Origin of the sequence: Billgrantia antri (assembly GCF_019430905.1) — a bacterium.
GTDB classification, from domain to species: Bacteria; Pseudomonadota; Gammaproteobacteria; order Pseudomonadales; family Halomonadaceae; genus Halomonas; species Halomonas antri.
The window spans coordinates 823,862-845,746 of sequence record NZ_JAHYCA010000001.1 but is presented as its reverse complement, the minus strand read 5'-3'; the positions used below and the strand labels follow the sequence as shown (position 1 = coordinate 845,746).

Below are 21,885 nucleotides of genomic sequence, written 5' to 3'. Positions count from 1 at the left end.
CCCCCGATCGGGCGGTGTTAAAGTTTTCCAGGAGATTGTCAGTGGCAAACAGCAAGCAAGCCCGCAAGCGTGCCCGTCAGGCGGAAGGCCGTCGTGTTCTGAAGGCGAGCCAGCGCGCCATGGTGCGTACCTATGTGAAGCGCGTCATCAAGGCCATCAACGGTGGCGACCACGCTACCGCCATGACCGAGTTCCAGAAGGCGCAGCCGGTCATCGACCGTATCGCTGACAAGGACGTGCTCTCCAAGAAGAAGGCAGCACGCCTGAAGAGCCGCCTGAACGCGCGAATTAAGGCGCTGGCTGCGTAAAGCCGGACGCCTAGGAGACATCGCGAACGTTGGTCACTCATGCCTGCGCATCGCGAACTCTTGAAAAAACCGGCTTAGGCCGGTTTTTTTGTGCCTGCCAAGCGGGTGATCCGCATCGAACGAGCCTGACGAGGAAAGCAGAAGGTGACGGAACGCGAGCAGTTGCCCAAGCCCGGGGAAGCGACGCCACTCACGGTGGCCGATGACGACCGGGCCGTTGCTCCCAAGGCCGGCGGGCTGATGCGCTCCGGTCTGGTGGTAGGGGCCATGACCATGCTGTCGCGGGTCATGGGCCTGGTGCGTGATGTGGTGGTGGCGACCCTGTTCGGTGCCGGCAGCGGTGCCGATGCGTTTTTTGTGGCCTTCAAGATCCCCAACTTCATGCGCCGGCTGTTTGCCGAAGGGGCCTTCAACCAGGCCTTCGTGCCGGTGCTTTCCGAATATGCCACTCGTGGCAGCAAGCGCGAGGTGCGCGAACTGCTCGACGCCGTGGCTGGTAGTCTCACCGCGGTGCTGGCGCTGATTACCGCCCTGGCCATGCTCGCGGCGCCCTGGCTGGTGTGGCTCTTCGCGCCCGGGTTCGGCCGCGACCCGGCCAAGCTGGCGCTTACCGCCGACATGCTGCGGCTTACTTTCCCCTATCTGCTGCTGGTTTCGCTCACCGCCTTTGCCGGCAGCGTGCTCAACACCTGGAACCGCTTCGCCGTGCCGGCCTTCACTCCGGTACTGCTCAATCTCTCGCTGATCGGCGCGGCCATGCTGCTCACGCCGTTGATGAGCGAGCCGGCCATGGCGCTGGCCTGGGGCGTGCTTATCGCCGGCGTCGCCCAGCTCGCCTTCCAGGTGCCGTTCCTGGCGCGCCTGGGGTTGATGCCGAGACCCTGGCCCAATTTCGCCCACAGCGGGGTGAAGCGTATCCTGGTGCTGATGACCCCGGCTCTGTTCGGCGTCTCGGTATCGCAGATCAACCTGCTGCTGGACACTGTGCTGGCTTCGTTGCTGGCACCCGGCAGCGTCTCGTGGCTCTATTATTCCGACCGTCTGGTGGAACTGCCGCTGGGAGTGTTCGGCATCGCCATCGGTACGGTGATCCTGCCGGCGCTTTCCAAGCGTCACGCCGATCAGTCGGGCGAGCATTTCGCCGCCATGCTCGACTGGGCAGTGCGCGCCGTGCTGCTGCTGGGCTTGCCGGCGGCCCTGGCGCTGGCAATCCTGGCCGAGCCGCTGCTGATCTCGCTGTTCCACTACGGCGCCATGACCGAGCACGATATCGCCATGGCGGCGATGAGCCTGCGCGCCTACGCCTTCGGTCTGGTCGCCTTCATGCTGATCAAGGTGTTGGCGCCGGGGTTCTTCGCCCGCCAGAACACCAAGACGCCGGTGAAGGTCGGCATCATCGCCATGGTCGCCAACATGGTGTTCAACCTCATTCTGATCTGGCCGCTGGCGCATGCCGGCCTGGCTCTGGCCACGGCGCTGTCGGCTTTCCTCAACGCCGGGCTGCTGGGCTGGCTGCTGCACAAGCAGGGTGTACTGGTGTTCCAGCCCGGCTGGGGCCGCTACGCCGTGCAACTGGTAGGCGGCTGTGTGGTAATGAGCGTGGGGCTCGCCTGGCTGGCGCCGGATTGGCAGCAGTGGCTGGGTTGGGGTGTCAGAGGACGAGTGCAATGGCTGGCACTGCTGGTCGTCCTCGGGGCAACGATTTACTTTGCCTGGCTAGCGGCGCTGGGCGTCAGGCCACGGCACTTCCGCATGCGGGGGTAATAGCTCCCTCGGAATTAGGAGCGAAGGTCCTGTGACGCGGGCAAACGGCTGTCAAGGGGGCAGGGGTTCGCTATAATCTTCCCCTTTATACGTTTTTCAACCAACGGGTTAGTGAAGGCTGAATGGAAGTCATTCGAGGACTGCACAATCTGCGCGACGAGCATCGCGGCTGCGTGGCGACCATCGGCAATTTCGATGGCGTGCACCGCGGCCATCAGGCGATTCTCGATCAGTGCCGCGAGCAGGCCTCGAAGCTGCGCCTGCCGGTAACGGTGGTGGTGTTCGAGCCCCAGCCGCGGGAGTTCTTCGCCGGCGACCAGGCGCCACCGCGGCTGACCCGCCTGCGCGAGAAGGTGCGCTTGCTGGGCGAGAGTGGGGTGGACTACGTGCTCTGCCTGCCGTTCAACGAGCGATTGCGCAGCCTTACCGCGGTGGAATTCATCGATCGCGTGCTGGTCGAAGGTTTGGGCGTACGCCATCTGGTGGTCGGTGACGATTTCCGTTTCGGCTGCGATCGCAGCGGCGACTTCAACCTGCTGACCCAGGAAGGCGAGCGACGTGGCAGTGACGGATTCGGCGTCGAGCACACGCGAACCTTCACCCTCGACGACGAGCGGGTCTCCAGCACCCGGGTGCGTACCCTGCTGGCCAGTGGCAACTTTGCCCAGGCGGCACGCATGCTGGGACGCCCCTATCGCCTGGGAGGGCGTGTGGTCGCCGACCAGAAGCTGGGGCGCACCATCGGTGTCCCCACCGCCAACCTGCCGCAGCCGCGCCTGCCCTTGGCGCTGCGCGGCGTCTACGCGGTGATGACGGAGCTCCCCGACGGAGAGCGCCTCCCCGGGGTGGCCAACATTGGTTGGCGCCCCACCGTGGGTAGCGACCGACCGGTGCTGGAGGTGCATCTGTTCGATTACGACGGTGACCTCTACGGCAAAAGGCTCACCGTGTATCCCTGTGCGAGACTGCGTGGCGAGAAGAAGTTCGATGACTTCGCCGCGCTGAAGCAGCAGATCATGGCGGATCTGGCCCGGGCCCGCCGCTTCTTCGCCACCCCGTGTCCTGCGGCCAGGGAGCTTGGCCTGGCAGACGACTCTCTTCCCATGGTATCGGCGCCGCTGGCGCGCGAAGCCACGAACTTCGAATCCTCGGCGGGACGTTCCGCCGACCAAGACGACGGCTGACTCCCAGGATATGAGCGACTACAAGCACACACTGAACCTGCCCGAGACCGACTTTCCGATGCGCGGCAACCTGCCCCAGCGCGAGCCCGGCCGGGTGTCGCAGTGGCAGGACATGAAGCTCTATCAGCGCCTGCGTGAAGAGCGCCGTGGCCGCCAGACCTTCGTGCTGCACGACGGCCCTCCCTACGCCAACGGCAGCATCCATATCGGTCATGCCCTCAACAAGATCCTCAAGGACATCATCGTCAAGTCGAAGAACCTGGCCGGCTTCGATGCCCCCTACGTACCCGGCTGGGACTGTCACGGTCTGCCCATCGAGCACAAGGTGGAAACCACCCACGGCAAGCACCTCGAGCCCGAGCAGGCGCGGGCGCTGTGCCGCGAGTACGCCACTGCCCAGATCGAGACCCAGCTCGCCGACTTCGTGCGCCTGGGCGTGATCGGTGACTGGGACCACCCGTACCGCACGATGGACTATGCCAACGAGGCAGGCGAGATCCGCGCCCTGGCCGACATGGTCGCGGCAGGCTACGTGTTCAAAGGCCTCAAGCCGGTCAACTGGTGCTTCGACTGCGGCTCGGCGCTCGCCGAGGCCGAGGTGGAGTATCAGGACAAGAAGTCCGATACCATCGATGTGGCCTTCCCGGCCGCCGACGAGACCAGGCTGGCCGCGGCGTTCGGCCTGGCCGAGCTGCCCAAGCCCGCCGCCATCGTGATCTGGACCACCACGCCCTGGACCGTGCCGGCCAACCAGGCGCTCAACGTGCATCCCGAGTTCAGCTATGCCCTGGTCGATACCGGCGAGCGTCTGCTGGTGCTGGCCGAAGAGCTGGTCGAAAGCTGCCTGGAGCGCTACGAGCTCCAGGGCGAAGTGATTGCCACCGCCAAGGGCCAGGCGCTCGACCTGATCGAATTTCGCCATCCGTTCTATGATCGCCTCTCGCCGGTCTACCTGGCCGACTACGTCGAGTCCGAGGTGGGCAGCACCGGTATCGTTCACTCTGCCCCGGCTTACGGCGTCGACGACTTCGTCACCTGTCGCGCCCACGGCATGGAGTTCAGTGAGATCAAGAGCCCGGTGCAGGGCAACGGCGTCTATGCCGACGACCTGCCCTTCTTCGGCGGCCAGATGATCTGGAAGGCCAATCCGCAGATCGTCGACAAGCTGCGAGAGGTCGGCGCACTGCTGGCACACAAGGTCATCACTCACAGCTACATGCACTGCTGGCGCCACAAGACCCCGGTGATCTACCGCGCCACGGCGCAGTGGTTCGTGGGCATGGACGTCAAGGGGCATGACGGACGCACCCTGCGCGAGCGGGCGCTGGAAGGCATCGAGGCGACCCAGTTCACGCCGGCCTGGGGCAAGGCGCGGCTGCATGCCATGATCGCCAACCGACCTGACTGGTGCATCTCGCGCCAGCGCAACTGGGGCGTGCCGATCCCGTTCTTCCTGCACAAGGCTAGCGGCGAGCTGCACCCGCGCACCGTCGAGCTGATGGAGGAAGCCGCCAAGCGCGTCGAGCGCGAGGGCATCGACGCCTGGTTCCGCCTCGATCCCGCCGAGCTGCTGGGCGACGAGGCGGCCGAGTACGACAAGGTCACCGACACCCTCGACGTGTGGTTCGACTCCGGCACCACCCACCGCCACGTGCTGCGCGGCTCGCATCCCCACGGCCATGAGGATGGTCCGCGAGCCGACCTCTACCTGGAGGGCTCCGACCAGCACCGCGGCTGGTTCCACTCCTCGCTATTGACCGGCTCGGCCATCGACGGGCATCCGCCATATCGTCAGCTGCTGACCCATGGTTTTACCGTGGATTCCCAGGGACGCAAGCAGTCCAAGTCGCTGGGCAACGTGGTGGCGCCCCAGGAAGTGATGGACAAGCTCGGCGCCGACATCCTGCGCCTGTGGGTCGCCTCCACCGACTATTCGGGCGAGATGGCGGTCTCCGATGAGATTCTCAAGCGCACCGCCGACGTCTACCGGCGCATTCGCAACACCGCGCGCTTCCTGCTGGCCAACCTCAATGGCTTCGATCCGGCCCGTGACAGCGTGGCCTTCGACGACATGCTGGCGCTTGATCAGTGGGTGGTGGATCGCGCCGCCCAGCTGCAGGCGCGCATCGAGCAGGCCTATGAGGAGTACCGCTTCCTCGATGTTTACCAGCAGGTGCACGCTTTCTGCTCGCGTGAGCTGGGCGGTTTCTACCTCGACGTGATCAAGGATCGCCAGTACACCACTCAGGCCGACTCCCTGGCCCGGCGCAGCTGCCAGTCGGCGCTCTACCATGTCGTCGAAGCGCTCTCGCGCTGGGTGGCGCCGATCCTCAGCTTCACCGCCGAGGAGATCTACGAGAACATCCCCGGCAGCAAGGGCGACAGCGTGCTGCTCGAGACCTACTACGAGGGGCTCGCCACCCTAGCGCCGAACGCCGAGCTGGGGCGCGAGTTCTGGGAACAGGTGCTCGAGGTCAAGCAGGCGGTCAACAAGTGCCTGGAGGATGCGCGTAACGCCAAGATGATCAAGGGCAGCCTCGCCGCCGAGGTGACTCTGTTCGTGAATGACGAACTCCGTGCCACCCTGGCCAAGCTGGGCGAGGAATTGCGCTTCGTGATGCTCACCAGCGAGGTGCGTCTGGCACCGCTGGCGGAGGACCAGAACGCTGAAGGCGCCGAATCCACCGAGCTGGCGGGACTCAAGGTGGCGGTGGCCGCTAGCCCGCATCAGAAGTGCGAACGCTGCTGGCACCATCGCGAGGACGTCGGCAGCCACGCCGAGCACCCCGACCTCTGCGGGCGCTGCATCAGCAACCTGCCGGAGGGCGACGGTGAGACCCGCCACTATGCGTAACAGTCAGGATGACAGCGGCACTTCGGTGCCGCCGATGCGCCAGCCGCTGCGCTGGCTGTGGCTGGCCGCGGCCGTGGTGCTGCTGGATCTCGGCACCAAGGCGGTGATGTCGAGCCTGCTGAGCTATGGCCAGCCGGTGGAGGTGCTGCCGTTCTTCAACTTGACGCTGCTGCACAATACCGGAGCGGCGTTCAGCTTCCTCGCCGACCACCCCGGCTGGCAGCGCTGGTTCTTTGCCGCCATCGCCGTGGGCGCGAGCATCGCGCTCACGGTATGGATGAGCCGGCTCAAGGCCGACGAGAAGTTGCTCGCCGCCTCGCTGGCGCTGGTCATCGGCGGGGCGCTGGGTAACCTCTACGACCGGCTGGTACACGGCTACGTGGTCGACTTCCTCTCCTTCCACGTGGCCGGCTGGTACTATCCGGCCTTCAACGTGGCCGACATCGGCATTACCCTGGGGGCGATCGGCCTGATCTGGGAATCCGTTTTCGAAGGGCGCAAGCAGGCGCGCCGGAATCATTGAGCCGCCTGCTATCCTGCACACCAGACACGACCGATCGAGCGAGAGCAACGATGAGCGAATACCGCATCGATGAGGGTATGGAAGTGACCCTGCACTTCACCCTCAAGCTGGAGGACGGCACCGTGGTCGACTCCACCCGCGAGAAGCAGCCGGCTACCTTTCAACTGGGTGACGGCAACCTGCCGCCCGGCTTCGAATACCCGCTGAAGGGCATGAGCGGCGGCGAGAGCGGCAGCTTCGAGGTGACGCCCGAGCACGCCTTCGGCCAGCGCAATCCACAGAACGTGCAGATGCTGAGCCGCGACGACTTCGAGGAGATCGAGCCGGAAGTGGGCACGGTGATGTCATTCGCCGACCCCGCCGGCGGCGAGCTGCCCGGCGTGATCACCGCCGTCGACGAGCGCAACGTGGAAGTGGACTTCAACCATCCACTGGCCGGGCGTACCCTGACCTTCGAGGTCGAAGTGTTGGATGTAAGGCCTGCGCAGACGCATTGAGTGGTTAGCTCGATGTACGGCTGCCTGAAGGGCGTCTGGGGCAGGTCGACCTGCCGCCGAGATCGCCCTGACTCGAAATACCATTATCGGATGCCCTGACGCATCAAGGCGACGTAACCATGCAAGCTAACTCCGTACGAATCCGGCTGGCCAATCCCCGCGGCTTCTGTGCCGGCGTCGACCGCGCCATCGAGATCGTCAACCGTGCGCTGGACGTCTTCGGCCCGCCCATCTACGTACGTCACGAGGTGGTGCATAATCGCTTCGTGGTCGACACTTTGCGCGAGCGCGGCGCCATCTTCGTCGAGGAGCTCGATGAAGTGCCCGACGACGTGATCGTGATCTTCTCCGCCCATGGTGTCTCGCGGGCGGTACAGGAAGATGCCGAGCGGCGCGGCCTGAAGGTGTTCGACGCCACCTGCCCGCTGGTCACCAAGGTGCACATGGAAGTCCTGCGCTACGCCAAGCGCGGTCAGGAGTGCATCCTCATCGGTCACGCCGGGCATCCCGAGGTCGAAGGCACCATGGGGCGATACGACACTGCCCATGGCGGCGCCATCTACCTGGTGGAGGATGACGAGGACGTCGCACGCCTCGAAGTGAAGGATCCCACCCGGCTCGCCTTCGTTACCCAGACCACGCTCTCCATGGACGACACCGCCCGGGTAATCGACGCCCTGCGCGCCAAGTTTCCCGAGATCCAGGGGCCGCGCAAGGACGACATCTGCTACGCCACGCAGAACCGCCAGGATGCGGTGCGTGAACTCGCCGCCGGCTGCGACCTGCTGCTGGTGGTGGGCAGTCCCAACAGCTCCAACTCCAACCGCCTGCGTGAGCTGGCCGAGCGGGTCGGCACCCCGGCCTATCTGATCGACGACGCCAGCCAGATCGACCCGGCCTGGCTCGAAGGCATCACCGGCGTGGGCATCACCGCCGGGGCGAGCGCGCCGGAAGTGCTGGTCAAGGGCGTCATCGAACGGCTGCAGGGGTTGGGCGCCCTGGCGCCGGAGGAGCTGGCCGGCCGCGAAGAGACGATTACTTTCTCCATGCCGCGTGAGCTGCGTGAACGCGTCATCGCCAGCGATTCGCTATCCTGAGAAAAGGTGGGAAGTACGACGCCACCCGAAGGTATGAGTTTTCTCATGCCATGTGAGAATAATAAGCTGGGTCTGCCCCGGCTTTTTTCATGGCGTCTCTAGCAGAGCTGGTGGTCATGATACATACTGAAACCAAGTGTAACCAATCAGCGGAGGCGCGCCGAGTGACGACCCACGCCCGTCCGGCCCATGGCCGGCTTCGTCGCGCCCGAGGCTTTACCCTGATCGAGCTGATGATCGCCGTGGCCGTGATCGCGATCCTGGCGTCGATTGCGATTCCGAGCTATCGCGGTTACGTGGAGCGAGCGACGCGTACCGATGCTCATGCGGGGCTCATGGAGGCGGCCGGCCAGCTCGAGCGTTGCTACACGGTCAACAACTCCTATGCGAGCTGCACCACCATTTCCGACTCCCCGGACGGCAATTATGCCATCTCCCTGACGAGCGCAGCGTCGACATACACCCTGACGGCATCGCTCAAGAGCGGCCGTGGCCCTGATGGATGCTCCGGTAACCTGACCTTGAACCACCAGGGCGTCAGAAGTCCTGCGGACTGCTGGTAACAGAGCGATGAAAAGTGCCGGTTTCACACTGATCGAGCTGCTGGTGACGATCGCCGTCATGACGATCGTCGCCACTATTGCCGTACCTGGGTTTCAGGGAATGTTGGCTCGCAACCGGCTGGCAGCCGATTACAACGTGGTGTTGTCCGGCCTGAATCAAGCCCGCAGCGAGGCCATCAAGCGGCGCGAGAGCGTGACCTTTCGAGTGACTCAGTCCAGCCCCTGGGAATACCGGATCACCACGGCGGACAGCAGCGATATCGCCATTCGCTCGGGCGGTGACGGGCAGGTCAGTCTCACCAGCACGAACATCACCTTCAACGCGCTGGGGCGGCGTGCGAATTGTACGTCCGGCTGTGACATCAGCGTCGATCACAGCGATGCCGGCAATCTCGATCTGCGGGTAAGTACCACCGGCCGTATCGGCAAACCGACGAGTTGAGGAGCGCGATGAGACGTTACGCTCAGTCAGGCTTTACGCTGGTCGAGGCGCTGATAGCGGTGTTGGTCCTCTCCATTGGGCTGCTCGGCGTGGCGGCCATGCAGCTGCGGGCTTTGCAGAGTGCCCATATGGGCTATCAGCGCGCCGTGGTCAGCCTGGCGGCGATAGATGCGCAGGAGCGTGCTTGGGCCGAACTTGCAGCGGACAGCAACAAAGCGTGCCCGGCCGCGAGCACGGTTGAGGGCGGCTGGCGAGGGAATTGGTTCGGCACCCTGCTTTTCGACGGCGGAAGTGCTATCGGCGGCACGGATTGCGACTATACGGTGACCGTTCGCTGGCAGGAGGATCGCTATAGCCCCGGTGAAACCGGTGTCGGCTTCGTCTATCAGTTTCGCTTGCCTGACCTGAACCTATAAGAGGCGCATCATGGTCCCATCAGGCTTTCCTCGCCACGTTTCCCATCACCAGTCTGGCTTCACCATGGTTGAGCTGATGGTGGCGCTGGTGATCGGCTTGATCATCGTTCTGGGCGCGGGGCAGCTGTTTCTGATGGGGTTTCAGACCTTTCGCCAGACCGAACTGCTGGGCAACAAGCAGGCCGCACTGACCTTCGCCACCGAGGCTCTGATTCGAGACGTGAGAAGGGCTTCTTCTTTAAATGTAGTCAACGTAAACGGTGATAAGTTCGAAGTTATTGTCCCCAATAGTGGAGACGTCAGCTCACCATCATGCAATGAAGGGGAAGATGTCACTAAGCGCTACTGGGTGGAAAGCAGTGGAGACGGGAGTTCTTTGTATCTGTGGGTAGGTTGTAATGGTGTTACCATTGAAGAGCCTCTTGCAGAGGGTTTTACATCTAATGGTTTCCCAATGCCCACCGATGAAGGAGGGGGGGTCTGGCAATTAACCTTCCGTCTGGTTTCCAGCCTGGAAGGTACTGGCTCCGATGAGTTTGTCTTCTACGCAGTTAACCGCAATGAGGCGATTAACTAAATGAGGATGGAGTGATGCAGACACAACGCGGTGCTGCACTGGTTGTCGTGCTCTCGATGCTGGCGGGCTCCCTGATGCTGGGCCTATCGGGCATCCAGTCCTCATTGATCGACGAGCGCCTGGCGGGCAACTACAAGGCGGCGACCGAAGCCCAGATGGGGGCAGAGCAGGCCATTTCTGCCGGCTGGGGGGCAAACGGCAGCGGAGTGAGCGTCAGCGACTTCGATGCCACGCGCACTCTCTCCGAGGTGGAGGCCTACAGCTGGTCGCAGTTCACGTCGCTGAGCGACGTCTCGGCGAATGCCTGTAGCGGCAACATCGTCTGTCATTACTACTATGCTCAGGGATGGCAGTGACTACTACATCGTCGGCATGGGCGCCGTGGTCGGCGGAGGCGACCTGGCGGCTGTGAGTCAGCCGGTTGCTGCCCGCGTCGAGTTTACGCCCGGCCCCAATCCCGCCTTCACCAATGGTCTGCTCAGCGCCGATTACATCGAAGTGACTGGCCAGTCTACCGTCATCGGTAACGTGCATTCGAATGGGTATGTCGATATCAGGCTGCGATCCGGTTCGGAGGCAACGGTGACCGATGGCACCGACATGATGGTCGAGGTTCCGCTGCCCGGAGCCAGACCCGAGGGTGAAGACATCAGCGCCTGCGACACGGAGCCGGAGCGGCATTGCTACAAGAGCTATGATCCGGCGATATTCAACCAGTATCAGCAGCGCTCCGGTGTCATCAATAGCTGCAATGTATCGATCGGAGCGCTGGCCGAAGGGAGCACCGTATACTGTAGTGGTGACCTCACCGTGCAGGGCGGCTCCATCGGTAGTCGCAAGGTCACCTTGGTCGCGACCGGCAACGTGACCATGAACGGTGCCACGTCGAGCGGTGATGCAGCAAGCGAAATAGGCCTATTCGTGATTGCCGGCCAGGACATTACCTTCAATGGCAATACTGACAACCACGGTGTCTTCTGGGCTGCTGGCTATGTTCGCCAGAACGGTAACTCCAACCTTTATGGTTCCATCGTCGCGGGCACTTATATTCGCAGTAATGGCGGCATCGACTTCACCAGTCTCGACAATGTGACCAATCTGGATACGTTTCTGCCCGCCGATCCGAAAATCGTTGCTTGGTACTGAGCCCGGGCGATTGTCGCCACGTGGCGTTGATGGGGGCATCCGCCCGGGGAGGCCTGCTAACTCAGGGTGACGAGGGCTTGCGGTAATGGCCGGGCACGGTTACCCGTTCGCCGTTGGGGAGTTCGCGCACGTGGGTCGGGACGTAGATCCGCTTGATGACGCTCCTTGGGGACTTACCGTTGTTCATGCCGTCTGCCTTTAGTTGAAAATGAAACTACTTTAGGGCAGGGATGCGTACCACGCAATCCCTGCTTGGTACTGTCGACGGTTTACGCCTGATGCTCAGTTGCCTAGTTTAGAGGAAGCCTGGCACGGAGCGAAAGGAGTCGGCATGGAGCATTTGAACATAGCGCTCGCGGTCGTGGGTGGCCTGGTGCTTGTCGTGGGCCTGTTGTCGAGCCCGCTGGATCGCTCCTGGCTATCGGTTCCTTTGCTTGCCTTCCTGCTTGGTGTCGCGCTGGGACCGGAAGCGATGGATTTGCTCGACCCCCGGACCTGGGGCGATAGCAAGAAGTTGATGGAAGAGACAGCACGCATCACGCTAGGCATCAGCCTGATGGGTATCGCCTTGAGGCTTCCTCCCGATTACCCTTTCTCTCACTGGCGCTCGCTATCGATCCTGCTGGCCATCGGCATGCCCGCTATGTGTCTCATCAGTGCCTTGCTCACCTATGGGGCGCTGGGATTGCCGCTGCTGACAGCACTGCTGGTCGGAGCCGCCATATGCCCCACCGATCCGGTGTTGGCGTCTTCCATCGTCACCGGCGGGGTAGCCAAGGAGAATCTGCCGGGTTCCTTTCGTCATTTATTGTCCAGTGAGTCCGGCGCCAACGATGGGCTGGCCTATCCACTGGTATTGTTGCCGATCCTGCTATTAACCGCACCCACAGGCGATGCCTGGCTCGATTGGTTCGGCCGAGTCTGGCTATGGGAAGTGGGCGGGGGCGTGCTGGTCGGCATCGCGCTGGGTTGGGCGACAGGGCGCGCATTGCGCTGGTCGGAAGAGCGTGGCTATCTCGATCAGCCCTCCTTTCTTTCGATTACCGTGGCGTTGACGATCTTCGTGCTGGGTGTAGGCGCGCTGCTGGGCACCAATAGTATTCTCGGCGTCTTCGCCGCCGGGCTGGCCTTCGATCAGGAAGTAGGCGGGCAGGAGCGTAGTGAGGAAGACAATGTCCAAGAGGCGGTCAATATCCTGCTGACGCTGCCGGCCTTCATCCTGTTCGGGCTGATTGCGCCCTGGGGAGAGTGGCAGGCACTGGGGCTGCAGGGTGGGCTGTTGGCCCTGCTCGTGTTGCTGCTCCGCCGTCTGCCCATCCTCCTCCTGTTGCGGCCCTGGCTACCGGCGCTGAGGGACTGGCCGATCAGCTTGATCATGGGTTGGTTCGGCCCGATCGGTATCTCGGCGCTCTATTACGCCACCCTGGTTACGAGTCGCACTGGCTACGATCTGGCCTGGACGATAGGCTCCCTGATCGTCGCGGTCTCGATGGTGGCCCACGGCATCACCGCGACACCGTTCGCTCGGCGCTATGGCCGCTGGTGCAGCAGGCGACGCGGGGACGCGACCGAGGATCGGCACTGACAGAGCACTTTTCCATCACGACGACGGCATGGGGACCGTCTGGCTCAAGCGAATGGCCAGCGGCAGGACGTGGTCGCGCGTGAGAGCCGCCAGAGGCAGCTGCTGTGCCTCCCGGGGCGTCACCCAACGCAGTTCGGCGATCTCGGCTGCCGGTGCGACCTGCGGCGGCATCGTGGCCAGGAACAGCCAGGCATGAACCTGGCAGCCTGGCTCGTTGGCGGCGGGGGCAGTGTACTCGCCGAGTGGCTGCAGCGCAGTCGGGGGGTGGCCGAGTTCCTCGTGCAGTTCCCGGCGTAGCGCCGCCGCGGCGGGTTCGCCGGGTTCGAGCTTGCCGCCGGCTTGCATGAAGCGTTCGGTGCCACGCTTGCGCACCAGCAGCAGGCGGCCTTCGTCATCGAGAATCAGGGCGGCGGCGATACGCACGGTGGCCTGAGGAGCTTGGCTCATGGGCGCGGTTCCTGTTGTGTGGATGGCTCGGCCCGATATTCGTCGGGGCGTGTGGCAGCACCTCAGTGATAGCGCGAAGGCAACCGCGTAAAGCGTACCGGAGGGCTGTATTTTTCACCCGCCGGAGCGCGCTCGGGAGCGGGGCGGACTCGCCAGCCCCGCGAGCTTGCCCACTCCTTGAGCTCACGATAGTCGAGCAGCGGATATTCGCGTGTATAGGGGTTGGGGGCGGTAGAGGGGAAGGCGAAGGCCACATGAGGATAGCGGGCCAGGGCGTCCTCGCTGTCGTGCGCGGCCAGCGCTAGTGCCAGGGCATGCTGCCAGGCCTGGGAGTCACGAGGAGCGAGTGCCCCATCGGATTGGGTAGTGATACTTGCGTAGTAACTGCCCATGTCGTTTACCTCACTGCATCAGTGTTCAAGGCTCCAGCCAGGGCGTGTAGCGAAAACGGCGGCATGGCCAGTGGCTGGCGATGGGAAACTACTTAAGGCGTTGGCTCCTGTGTCGGTTGGCGATTGCCCCACCCGAGCGAGTGGGGCACGTGGGGGTGACTCAGTCCCAGCTCAGCGCGCCGCCGACCTGGTACTCGGTGACGCGGGTCTCGAAGAAGTTCTTCTCCTTGCGCAGGTCGATGATTTCGCTCATCCACGGGAACGGGTTCTGCGCGCCGGGGAACTGCTCCTTGAGCCCGATCTGGGCCAGGCGGCGGTTGCAGATGAAGTGCAGGTACTCCTCCATGATGGCGGCGTTCATGCCCAGCACGCCGCGGGGCATGGAGTCGCGGGCATAGGCGATCTCGAGTTCGGTGCCCTCGAGGATCATCTGGGTGACCTCGTCCTGGAACTCGGGCGTCCACAGGTGCGGATTCTCGATCTTGATCTGGTTGATCATGTCGACGCCGAAGTTCAGGTGCATCGACTCGTCGCGCAGGATGTACTGGAACTGCTCGGCGACGCCGGTCATCTTGTTGCGCCGGCCCATCGAGAGGATCTGGCTGAAGCCGCAATAGAAGAAGATGCCTTCGGTCACGCAGTAGAAGGCGATCAGGTTGCGCAACAGCTCCTGGTCGGTTTCGGGCGTGCCGGTGTTGAAGTCGGGGCGCGCCAGCGACTGGGTGTGCTTGAGGCTCCAGGCCGACTTGGCGGCCACCGAGGGCACCTCGCGGTACATGTTGAAGACCTCGCCCTCGTCCATGCCCAGCGACTCCACGCAGTACTGATAGGCGTGGGTGTGGATCGCTTCCTCGAAGGCCTGGCGCAGCAGGTACTGGCGGCACTCGGGGTTGGTGATCAGGCGATACAGCGCCAGCACCAGGTTGTTGGCCACCAGCGAGTCGGCGGTGGAGAAGTAGCCCAGGCTGCGCATCACGATGCGCCGTTCGTCCTCGGTGAGGCCGTCCTGGCTCTTCCACAGGGCGATGTCGGCGTTCATGTTCACTTCCTGGGGCATCCAGTGGTTGGCGCTGCCGTCCAGGTACTTCTGCCATGCCCACTCGTACTTGAAGGGCACCAGCTGGTTGAGGTCGGCGCGGGCGTTGATCATCTGCTTGTCGCTGACCTCGATACGCGCAGCGCCCATCTCCAGCTCCTCGAGGCCAGCGGCCACGTCGAGCTCTTCGAGCGACTTGCGCGCCCGCGCCAGGCGGTCGCTTTCGGCCACCTTGTAGCTGCCGCTGCTCTCCTTGACTTCACCGCCAGTGGCAGCCGCGGCGGGCTGCGGCTTGGCGGCAGGCGCCGGCGTGGCCTTGGCCGGCTGCTCGGCGACGGTGGCTTCGTCCTCGTGGAATTCGTCCCAGTTCAGCATGGCTTCACCTTTATTTGGCTTGATCCGAGCTATCGTTCGGATCAGAAAAATTCGTTGCGTGCGAAGTCAGTCATTCACCTACTGGCAGGCCTCGCAACCCAGATCGTCTATCTCCGCAGCGCTCGGTGCGCGGGATCCACTGCCCGCCTTGCCAGTCAGGAAGTCCTCCACGCCGCGCGGCTCGCGGGCGGGTGCCGCGGAGGGAGCCGGTGCCGGAGCGGCCGAAGGTGCCTGGTTGCTCACCGCATTGAGCGTGCCGCGGTCGACAGTGGACTTCTCCACCGAGGTAGCGCCCAGGGCGCGCAGGTAATAGGTGGTCTTGAGCCCGCGGAACCATGCCATGCGGTAGGTCACGTCGAGCTTCTTGCCCGATACGCCCTTGATGTAGAGGTTCAGCGACTGCGCCTGGTCGATCCACTTCTGGCGCCGCGCGGCGGCCTCCACCAGCCATTTCGGCTCCACCTCGAAGGCGGTGGCGTACTTGGCCTTGAGGTCGTCGGGAATGCGTTCGATGGGCTGGGCCGAGCCGTCGTAGTATTTGAGATCGTTGATCATCACCTCGTCCCACAGGCCGCGAGCCTTGAGGTCGTGGACCAGGTAGGCGTTGACCACGGTGAACTCGCCGGAGAGGTTCGACTTCACGTAGAGGTTCTGATACGTGGGCTCGATCGACTGCGACACGCCGCAGATATTGGAGATCGTCGCGGTGGGAGCGATCGCCATCACGTTGGAGTTGCGCATGCCCTGCTCGGCGATCTTCTGGCGAATGCGGCCCCAGTCCTGGGTGGTCGAGGTATCGACTTCGATGTACTTGTCGCCACGTTCCTGCTTCAGCTTCTCGATTGAATCGATCGGCAGTACGCCTTGGCTCCACAGCGAGCCCTCGAAGCTCTGGTAGCGGCCGCGTTCGGCAGCGAGATCGCTGGAGGCCTCGATGGCGTGATAGCTGACCAGCTCCATGGAGCGGTCGGCGAACGTGACCGCCTCCTCGGAGGCGTAGGCGATGTCCTGGGCGTAGAGGGCATCCTGGAAGCCCATGATGCCGAGTCCCACCGGGCGATGCTTGAAATTGGAGTTCTTGGCCTGGGGTACCGCGTAATAGTTGATGTCGATGACATTGTCGAGCATGCGTACCGCGGTGCGCACGGTCTTCCTCAGCTTGGCGTCGTCGAGCTGGCCGTCGACCACGTGCTGGGCCAGGTTGACCGAGCCGAGGTTGCACACCGCGATCTCGTCGATGCTGGTGTTGAGGGTAATCTCGGTGCACAGGTTGGAGGAGTGCACCACGCCGGCGTGCTGCTGCGGGCTACGCAGGTTGCACGGATCCTTGAAGGTGATCCACGGGTGGCCGGTCTCGAACAGCATCGAGAGCATCTTGCGCCACAGGTCCTTGGCGCGTACGCGCTTGAACAGCTTGAGCTGGCCCGAGCGGGTCATCGCCTCGTACTCCTCGTAGCGCTGCTCGAAGGCGGCGCCGTAGAGGTCATGCAGGTCGGGACAGGTGGCGGGCGAGAACAGCGTCCACTCCTTGTCGTCGAAGACCCGCTTCATGAACAGGTCGGGCACCCAATTGGCGGTGTTCATGTCGTGGGTACGGCGGCGGTCGTCGCCGGTGTTCTTGCGCAGCTCGAGGAACTCTTCGACATCGAGGTGCCAGGTCTCGAGGTAGGCACACACCGCGCCCTTGCGCTTGCCGCCCTGGTTCACCGCCACCGCGGTGTCGTTGACTACCTTGAGGAACGGCACCACGCCCTGGCTCTTGCCGTTGGTCCCCTTGATGTAGGAGCCCAGCGCACGCACCGGCGTCCAGTCATTGCCCAGGCCGCCTGCCCACTTGGAGAGCAGGGCGTTGTCGCGAATGGCGCTGTAGATGCCGTCCAGCTCGTCGGGCACGGTGGTGAGGTAACAGCTGGAGAGCTGGCTGCGCACGGTGCCCGAGTTGAACAGGGTCGGCGTGGAGGCCATGTAGTCGAAGCTGGAGAGCAGCTCGTAGAATTCGATGGCGCGCGCCTCGCGATCATCCTCGTTCAGTGCCAGCCCCATGGCCACGCGCATGAACATTACCTGGGGCAGCTCGTAACGCACGTCGTCGCGATGGATGAAGTAGCGGTCGTAGAGCGTCTGCAGGCCGAGGTAGGTAAAGGCGTTGTCGCGGGTATGGTCAAGCGCCTCGCCGAGGCGTTCGAGGTCGAACTCGGCAAGCTTCGGGTCGAGCTGCTCGAACTCGATACCGCGGGCCACGTAGGCCTGGAACGCCGGCTTGTAGAGTTCGGCCATGTCGCCGAAGGTGGCCTCCTCGGCGATGCCAAGGAAGGACAGCGCCTCGCGACGCAGGCTGTCCTGCAGCAGGCGTGCGGTGACGTAGGTGTAATTGGGCTCCTTCTCCACCAGCGTGCGCGCGGTCATCATCAGTGCCTGGGACACGCCATCCACCGAGACGCCGTCATAGAGATTCTTCAATGATTCCTCGACGATGCGGTTGGGGTCGACGTTGTCGAGCTCCGCGCAGGCATCGAATACCAGCGTCTCGATGCGACCGAGGTCCAGCGGACGACGGCTGCCGTCGGCCAAGGTCACGTTCAGCGAGGGGTGCGGCTTCTCGATATCGGCACCGGCTGCGGCCCGGGCGCGGGCGTGCTCCTCGCGATAGAGCACGTAGGCGCGGGCCACCTTCTGCTCGCCGGCACGCATCAGCGCCAGCTCCACCTGGTCCTGGATGTCCTCGATGTGCAGGGTGCCGCCATCGGGCATGCGGCGCAGGAAGGCCGCGGCAATGCTCTGGCTCGCCTGCTCGACGAAGTCGCGTACCCGCGAAGAGGCGCTGACGTTGTCGCCCTCCACGGCAATGAAGGCCTTGCGCATGGCGACGGCGATCTTGCCGGCATCGAAGGACACCACGTCGCCGTTGCGCTTGATCACGCGCAGGGCTTGCGGGGCCGTGAGCGACAGGTCGGTCGGGTCGGGGGTCTGGAGTTCCATGAACCGATAATCCCTTCTGCGTGGGGAGAGGAGGTGTATGACGACGAAGGCATTGACAGCCGAAGCGAGGCTTGGTAAATGCACATCATCTTGTGTCGTTCTCTTATGAAGGCACAAGATAGTGTGCTTTTACGTCGCCTTCAAGTGGATAACCTGTGGGTGAGCTGTGACTCGGCGGGGGGCATCCTTTGGGTTGTTGCCCGAGTCCGGGCTATGCTTCGCTGGCAAGCTACAAGGACGCGAAATGGCATGAAAGGCAGGCGAAAGAACCTATTTCGGGTATCCTTGACCTGTAAATTGGCGGGACAGGGTGTCCCGAGTGATAACGAAGCCCAGCACGGGGATGACTAGGATGGATGACAACCTGGAAAGTAGCGACATGGAACACGTGCTGATTATCGAGGATGACGTGCGCCTGGCTGAACTCACCCGCGACTACCTGGAATCCAATGGCTTCAAGGTCACGGTGGAGGCCGAGGGTTCACGGGGTGTCGACCAGATACTGACGCTGCAGCCGGATCTGGTGATTCTCGATCTGATGCTACCCGGTGAGGACGGATTGTCGATCTGTCGCCGGGCCCGGCCCGACTACTCCGGGCCGATCCTGATGCTGACTGCCCGTACCGACGACATGGATCAGGTGCTGGGCTTGGAAATGGGGGCCGACGACTACGTGCCCAAGCCGGTTCAGCCCCGGGTGCTGCTGGCGCGCATGCGGGCGCTGCTGCGCCGTGCGGAGAACGCCGAACAATCCGGCGAGGCGCGTCTCACCTTCGGTAACCTGGAAATCGATAGCGCCACACGGGAAGCCTGGCTTCAGGGCGAGCGTATCGACCTGACCAGCGCTGAGTTCGATCTGCTGTGGCTGCTGGCCAGCAACGCCGGGCGGGTGCTCACCCGCGAGGAGATCTTCAGCGACCTGCGGGGCATCAAGTACGACGGCCAGGACCGTTCCATCGACGTTCGGGTCTCACGCATTCGCCCCAAGATCGGCGACGATCCCAATCATCCACACCGTATCAAGACGGTGCGCAGCAAGGGCTATCTATTCGTCAAGGATGCTTGACCGATGCAGCGGTTCCTGGCCGATGGCTCCTTCCTGCGCGTCTATCTGGCCCTGGCCCTGGCACTGCTGCTGACTTTTGGCTTGGCCCTCATTGGGCTGGCGCTGGTCGATCGGGTACGCGTCGAGCAGTACCGCGAACAGTTGGCCGAAGCACCGCTGCAGCTCCTCACCTGGCGGGTGGCGGCCTTGCCGGCCCATGAGCGCGGTGAGTGGCTGACGCAGCAATCCGACATGCTCAACATGCGCTTGTCCTTGCGCGAACCGGAGGAGACCGAGCTCGGCTGGTTCGAGCTCCGACGGGTCGAGCGAGGCCGGGTGCTGGTGAAGGTGCTGGCCGAGGGGGACTGGCGGCTCTATCGCCGCTTGCCGCGTGAAGAGCGCATCCTGGAAGCTCGTCTCTCGGGACTCAACGAGCGCCAGCTACGCGGGCTGGCACAGATGCTCGGCGACTGGCTGGCCGAAGTCGACGGCGAGGCCCGCCGTCGACGCCTCGAGGGCGTGACCAGCGAGGCTCTGCCGATACGCCTCAACGATCTGGCACCCGAAGGGCTCGACAGCCATCAGCTCACCCGTCTGCGCGATGGCGAACTGGTGATCCGCCTGATGCCGGGGCAAGGGGCGCTGACCGTCCATCTCGCCGTGCCGGCTGCCGACGGCTCTCGCCAGTGGTTGTCGATCGGTCCGGTCTCGGCGCTGGAGCCGACCCCGACGTCGCTGCTGCTGCTGGTTCTGGTGATCATGCTCGGTGTGCTGGCGGCAATCATCTACCTGATCGTGCGCGGCGTAGAGGCGCGCCTGGCGCGGCTCGAGCTGGCGGCGGGGCGCATCGCCAGCGGGCGCCTGGATACCCGGGTCAAGGTCGATGCCGGTGGCTTCATCGGGCGGGTCGGCATGGCCTTCAACGCCATGGCGGCCCAGGTGCAGTCGCTGCTTCGCTCGCAGCAGGAGATGATCCGCGCGGTGTCCCATGAGTTGCGCACGCCGGTGGCGCGGATTCGCTTCGCCATGCAGATGGTCGAGGACATGACCGATGATCCTGCCATCCACCGTCAGCTGCATGGCATCGACAGCGACATCGAGGAGCTCGACCAACTGATTGACGAAATCCTCACCTATGCGAGGCTCGACAGCGGCATGGTCAACGGGGCCGAGCTGGAACGCACTCAGGTCGACTGTCGTGCCGTCGCCGAACGGGTTATCGAGACGCTGTCGCCGCTGCATGCCCATCTGCGGCTGACGCTGGCACCGGGAGAGGAGGTTGAGGTCCAGGCCGATCCGCGCTATCTGCAGCGGGCATTGCAGAACCTGGTGGCCAATGCCTGTCGACACGCCCACTCACGGGTGCTGGTGCGGATCACGCTGGAATCGCGTCTGGTGCGCCTGGACATCGAGGATGACGGGCCCGGCGTGCCGGCCGGCGAGAGGCAGGCCATCTTCAAGCCCTTCGCGAGGCTCGATGACAGTCGTACCCGGCGCAGCGGGGGCTATGGCCTGGGACTCTCCATCGTGCAGAAGATCATGGCCTGGCACGGTGGAAGCGTGGTGGTCGACGACAGCCAGGAACTGGGCGGAGCGCGCTTCTCGTTGCTGCTGCCGCTGGGGCCGGCCGGCAGGGCCAAGCTGCCGGTCAGGCAGGCTTGATTCCCTCCAGCACGGCGAACGATGTCTCGCGGGCCGTGCGCAGGAAGTCCTCCATCCACGGCTGTTCACGGCTCTCCTCGCGTATGGCGGCATACAGCGTGCTCCACATGCCCGCTTCCCCAATACCTACCGCCTTGACGTAGTCGCGCTCCAGGTACTCCGTCAACGCCCAGTTGGGCAGTGCACAGACCCCGCGGCCGCTGGCCACCAGCTGCATCATCATCACCGTGAGTTCGGCGGTACGGATCTCGCGTGGGCGCACGCCGGCGGGGTCGAGAAACTGGGTGAATACGTCCAGGCGGGCATGCTCCACCGGATAGGTGATCAAGGTTTCGTCAGCGAGGTCCTCGGGCGCGACGAAGGCTCGCTCGGCCAGGCGATGCTGACGTGCGACAGCCAGCAGGCCCTGGTAGCGGAACAGCGGCTCGTAGTAGACCCCCGAGAGCGGCTGCGGGTCGGCAGTGATGACCAGATCGAGCTGCTCGCGAGCCAGCGCCGGCAGCGGGTCGAAGTGGTGTCCACCGGGAATGTCGATCTCCACTTCCGGCCAGTGATCGCGAAAATGGTCAATGGTTGGCATCAGCCACTGAAAGCAGCTGTGGCACTCGATGGCCATGTGCAGTCGCCCCGGCTCGTGGCCGATCAGACGGGCCACGTCGCGCTCGCCCATGCGTACCAGCGGTAGCACCTGTTCGGCCAGGGCCAGCAGGCGTTGGCCGGCGCGGGTGAATTCGACCGGACGGGTCTTGCGCACGAACAGCGCCGTGCCCAGGCGCTCCTCCAGATCCTTGATCTGGTGAGACAGGGCGGACTGGGTCAGGTGTACCCGTTCGGCAGCTTCCACCAGCGAGCCGGCATCGCGCAGGGCAATCAGCGTTCGCAGATGGCGAAGTTCAATCATGATCTTTGTTCATCTTGAAAGTTAATAAATTTAGTTTGATTCACCATGATGCGACGGCGAGACTTTGCGACATCATTCATGCGCAAAGGGAT

At 63.7% G+C, this 21,885-nt stretch carries 22 protein-coding genes; 16 read left to right on the top strand and 6 right to left on the bottom strand.

What is annotated here, in order from left to right; all coding sequences use genetic code 11:
- Positions 1-41 precede the first annotated feature (41 nt).
- The 13 genes from rpsT to KPL81_RS03860 all read left to right on the top strand — a co-directional run bounded on the left by rpsT (position 42) and on the right by KPL81_RS03860 (position 11,371).
- Positions 42-308 (top strand): 30S ribosomal protein S20, encoded by a 267-nt coding sequence (rpsT, locus tag KPL81_RS03920; protein ID WP_209474143.1) that lies wholly within the window; start codon positions 42-44, stop codon positions 306-308.
- Between the two features lie 240 nt (positions 309-548).
- Entirely contained in the window at positions 549-2,072 is a 1,524-nt protein-coding gene (gene murJ, locus KPL81_RS03915; RefSeq protein WP_219790821.1) for a murein biosynthesis integral membrane protein MurJ, read from the top strand.
- A gap of 122 nt (positions 2,073-2,194) precedes the next feature.
- A complete protein-coding gene (gene ribF / locus KPL81_RS03910) occupies positions 2,195-3,256 on the top strand; it encodes a bifunctional riboflavin kinase/FAD synthetase (RefSeq protein WP_209474141.1) in 1,062 nt (353 codons plus the stop codon).
- Positions 3,257-3,266: 10 nt separating this feature from the next.
- Positions 3,267-6,110: an isoleucine--tRNA ligase gene (ileS, locus tag KPL81_RS03905; RefSeq protein WP_219790759.1), complete on the top strand. Its 2,844-nt coding sequence runs from the start codon at positions 3,267-3,269 to the stop codon at positions 6,108-6,110.
- Positions 6,103-6,633: a signal peptidase II gene (gene lspA / locus KPL81_RS03900; protein WP_209478715.1), complete on the top strand. Its 531-nt coding sequence runs from the start codon at positions 6,103-6,105 to the stop codon at positions 6,631-6,633. Before ileS ends, lspA begins: the two co-directional genes overlap by 8 nt.
- A gap of 50 nt (positions 6,634-6,683) precedes the next feature.
- Positions 6,684-7,130 (top strand): FKBP-type peptidyl-prolyl cis-trans isomerase, encoded by a 447-nt coding sequence (fkpB, locus tag KPL81_RS03895; RefSeq protein WP_209474136.1) that lies wholly within the window; start codon positions 6,684-6,686, stop codon positions 7,128-7,130.
- Positions 7,131-7,249: 119 nt separating this feature from the next.
- The gene (gene ispH, locus KPL81_RS03890; protein WP_219790758.1) at positions 7,250-8,227 is read left to right on the top strand and encodes a 4-hydroxy-3-methylbut-2-enyl diphosphate reductase; all 978 of its coding nucleotides are present in this window, start codon (positions 7,250-7,252) and stop codon (positions 8,225-8,227) included.
- 164 nt (positions 8,228-8,391) lie between these two features.
- Positions 8,392-8,790 (top strand): type IV pilin protein, encoded by a 399-nt coding sequence (locus KPL81_RS03885; protein ID WP_275951353.1) that lies wholly within the window; start codon positions 8,392-8,394, stop codon positions 8,788-8,790.
- A 7-nt stretch (positions 8,791-8,797) separates the two neighbouring features.
- A complete protein-coding gene (locus KPL81_RS03880; RefSeq protein ID WP_219790757.1) occupies positions 8,798-9,232 on the top strand; it encodes a pilus assembly FimT family protein in 435 nt (144 codons plus the stop codon).
- Positions 9,233-9,240: 8 nt separating this feature from the next.
- Positions 9,241-9,648 carry a type IV pilus modification protein PilV gene (gene pilV / locus KPL81_RS20710; protein ID WP_219790756.1) on the top strand — a complete coding sequence of 136 codons (408 nt, stop codon included), beginning with the start codon at positions 9,241-9,243 and terminating at the stop codon, positions 9,646-9,648.
- Positions 9,649-9,658: 10 nt separating this feature from the next.
- A complete protein-coding gene (locus KPL81_RS03870) occupies positions 9,659-10,225 on the top strand; it encodes a PilW family protein (RefSeq protein ID WP_219790755.1) in 567 nt (188 codons plus the stop codon).
- Positions 10,226-10,239: 14 nt separating this feature from the next.
- Complete coding sequence (locus KPL81_RS03865) at positions 10,240-10,581, top strand: pilus assembly PilX family protein (RefSeq protein WP_219790754.1); 342 nt, start codon at positions 10,240-10,242, stop codon at positions 10,579-10,581.
- Positions 10,562-11,371, top strand: coding sequence for a hypothetical protein (locus KPL81_RS03860; protein WP_219790753.1), 810 nt, complete (start codon positions 10,562-10,564; stop codon positions 11,369-11,371). Before KPL81_RS03865 ends, KPL81_RS03860 begins: the two co-directional genes overlap by 20 nt.
- 61 nt (positions 11,372-11,432) lie before the next feature.
- On the opposite strand, the gene KPL81_RS20705 is transcribed toward KPL81_RS03860, so the two are convergent.
- Entirely contained in the window at positions 11,433-11,558 is a 126-nt protein-coding gene (locus KPL81_RS20705; protein ID WP_276314019.1) for a hypothetical protein, read from the bottom strand.
- A 144-nt stretch (positions 11,559-11,702) separates the two neighbouring features.
- Here KPL81_RS20705 and KPL81_RS03855 point away from each other — a divergent pair, with 144 nt between their 5' ends.
- Positions 11,703-12,956, top strand: coding sequence for a cation:proton antiporter domain-containing protein (locus KPL81_RS03855; protein ID WP_219790752.1), 1,254 nt, complete (start codon positions 11,703-11,705; stop codon positions 12,954-12,956).
- Positions 12,957-12,971: 15 nt separating this feature from the next.
- On the opposite strand, the gene KPL81_RS03850 is transcribed toward KPL81_RS03855, so the two are convergent.
- From KPL81_RS03850 to KPL81_RS03835, 4 genes are all read right to left on the bottom strand, one after another.
- Positions 12,972-13,403 (bottom strand): NUDIX hydrolase, encoded by a 432-nt coding sequence (locus KPL81_RS03850; protein WP_209474123.1) that lies wholly within the window; start codon positions 13,401-13,403, stop codon positions 12,972-12,974.
- Between the two features lie 62 nt (positions 13,404-13,465).
- Positions 13,466-13,795 (bottom strand): hypothetical protein, encoded by a 330-nt coding sequence (locus KPL81_RS03845; RefSeq protein WP_209474121.1) that lies wholly within the window; start codon positions 13,793-13,795, stop codon positions 13,466-13,468.
- Between the two features lie 160 nt (positions 13,796-13,955).
- Positions 13,956-15,206, bottom strand: coding sequence for a ribonucleotide-diphosphate reductase subunit beta (locus KPL81_RS03840; protein ID WP_219790751.1), 1,251 nt, complete (start codon positions 15,204-15,206; stop codon positions 13,956-13,958).
- A gap of 78 nt (positions 15,207-15,284) precedes the next feature.
- Positions 15,285-18,185, bottom strand: coding sequence for a ribonucleoside-diphosphate reductase subunit alpha (locus KPL81_RS03835; RefSeq protein WP_219790750.1), 2,901 nt, complete (start codon positions 18,183-18,185; stop codon positions 15,285-15,287).
- 352 nt (positions 18,186-18,537) lie between these two features.
- Here KPL81_RS03835 and KPL81_RS03830 point away from each other — a divergent pair, with 352 nt between their 5' ends.
- Both KPL81_RS03830 and KPL81_RS03825 read left to right on the top strand, forming a co-directional pair.
- Positions 18,538-19,251 carry a winged helix-turn-helix domain-containing protein gene (locus KPL81_RS03830; RefSeq protein ID WP_209474116.1) on the top strand — a complete coding sequence of 238 codons (714 nt, stop codon included), beginning with the start codon at positions 18,538-18,540 and terminating at the stop codon, positions 19,249-19,251.
- A gap of 3 nt (positions 19,252-19,254) precedes the next feature.
- Complete coding sequence (locus KPL81_RS03825; protein WP_219790749.1) at positions 19,255-20,892, top strand: ATP-binding protein; 1,638 nt, start codon at positions 19,255-19,257, stop codon at positions 20,890-20,892.
- On the opposite strand, the gene KPL81_RS03820 is transcribed toward KPL81_RS03825, so the two are convergent.
- On the bottom strand, positions 20,879-21,793 hold the full coding sequence (locus KPL81_RS03820) for a LysR family transcriptional regulator (protein WP_219790748.1): 915 nt from the start codon (positions 21,791-21,793) through the stop codon (positions 20,879-20,881). The two genes, KPL81_RS03825 and KPL81_RS03820, sit on opposite strands and share 14 nt — an antisense overlap.
- Between the last annotated feature and the right edge of the window lie 92 nt (positions 21,794-21,885).

Excerpts from the sequence above, each read along its gene's own strand:
- murJ (WP_219790821.1), top strand. The coding sequence starts at position 549 with ATGCGCTCCGGTCTGGTGGTAGGGGCCATGACCATGCTGTCGCGGGTC.
- ribF (WP_209474141.1), top strand. The coding sequence starts at position 2,195 with ATGGAAGTCATTCGAGGACTGCACAATCTGCGCGACGAGCATCGCGGC.
- ileS (WP_219790759.1), top strand. The coding sequence starts at position 3,267 with ATGAGCGACTACAAGCACACACTGAACCTGCCCGAGACCGACTTTCCG.
- lspA (WP_209478715.1), top strand. The coding sequence starts at position 6,103 with ATGCGTAACAGTCAGGATGACAGCGGCACTTCGGTGCCGCCGATGCGC.
- fkpB (WP_209474136.1), top strand. The coding sequence starts at position 6,684 with ATGAGCGAATACCGCATCGATGAGGGTATGGAAGTGACCCTGCACTTC.
- ispH (WP_219790758.1), top strand. The coding sequence starts at position 7,250 with ATGCAAGCTAACTCCGTACGAATCCGGCTGGCCAATCCCCGCGGCTTC.
- KPL81_RS03880 (WP_219790757.1), top strand. The coding sequence starts at position 8,798 with ATGAAAAGTGCCGGTTTCACACTGATCGAGCTGCTGGTGACGATCGCC.
- pilV (WP_219790756.1), top strand. The coding sequence starts at position 9,241 with ATGAGACGTTACGCTCAGTCAGGCTTTACGCTGGTCGAGGCGCTGATA.
- KPL81_RS03870 (WP_219790755.1), top strand. The coding sequence starts at position 9,659 with ATGGTCCCATCAGGCTTTCCTCGCCACGTTTCCCATCACCAGTCTGGC.
- KPL81_RS03865 (WP_219790754.1), top strand. The coding sequence starts at position 10,240 with ATGCAGACACAACGCGGTGCTGCACTGGTTGTCGTGCTCTCGATGCTG.
- KPL81_RS03860 (WP_219790753.1), top strand. The coding sequence starts at position 10,562 with ATGCTCAGGGATGGCAGTGACTACTACATCGTCGGCATGGGCGCCGTG.
- KPL81_RS20705 (WP_276314019.1), bottom strand. The coding sequence starts at position 11,558 with ATGAACAACGGTAAGTCCCCAAGGAGCGTCATCAAGCGGATCTACGTC.
- KPL81_RS03855 (WP_219790752.1), top strand. The coding sequence starts at position 11,703 with ATGGAGCATTTGAACATAGCGCTCGCGGTCGTGGGTGGCCTGGTGCTT.
- KPL81_RS03850 (WP_209474123.1), bottom strand. The coding sequence starts at position 13,403 with ATGAGCCAAGCTCCTCAGGCCACCGTGCGTATCGCCGCCGCCCTGATT.
- KPL81_RS03845 (WP_209474121.1), bottom strand. The coding sequence starts at position 13,795 with ATGGGCAGTTACTACGCAAGTATCACTACCCAATCCGATGGGGCACTC.
- KPL81_RS03840 (WP_219790751.1), bottom strand. The coding sequence starts at position 15,206 with ATGCTGAACTGGGACGAATTCCACGAGGACGAAGCCACCGTCGCCGAG.
- KPL81_RS03835 (WP_219790750.1), bottom strand. The coding sequence starts at position 18,185 with ATGGAACTCCAGACCCCCGACCCGACCGACCTGTCGCTCACGGCCCCG.
- KPL81_RS03830 (WP_209474116.1), top strand. The coding sequence starts at position 18,538 with ATGGATGACAACCTGGAAAGTAGCGACATGGAACACGTGCTGATTATC.
- KPL81_RS03825 (WP_219790749.1), top strand. The coding sequence starts at position 19,255 with ATGCAGCGGTTCCTGGCCGATGGCTCCTTCCTGCGCGTCTATCTGGCC.
- KPL81_RS03820 (WP_219790748.1), bottom strand. The coding sequence starts at position 21,793 with ATGATTGAACTTCGCCATCTGCGAACGCTGATTGCCCTGCGCGATGCC.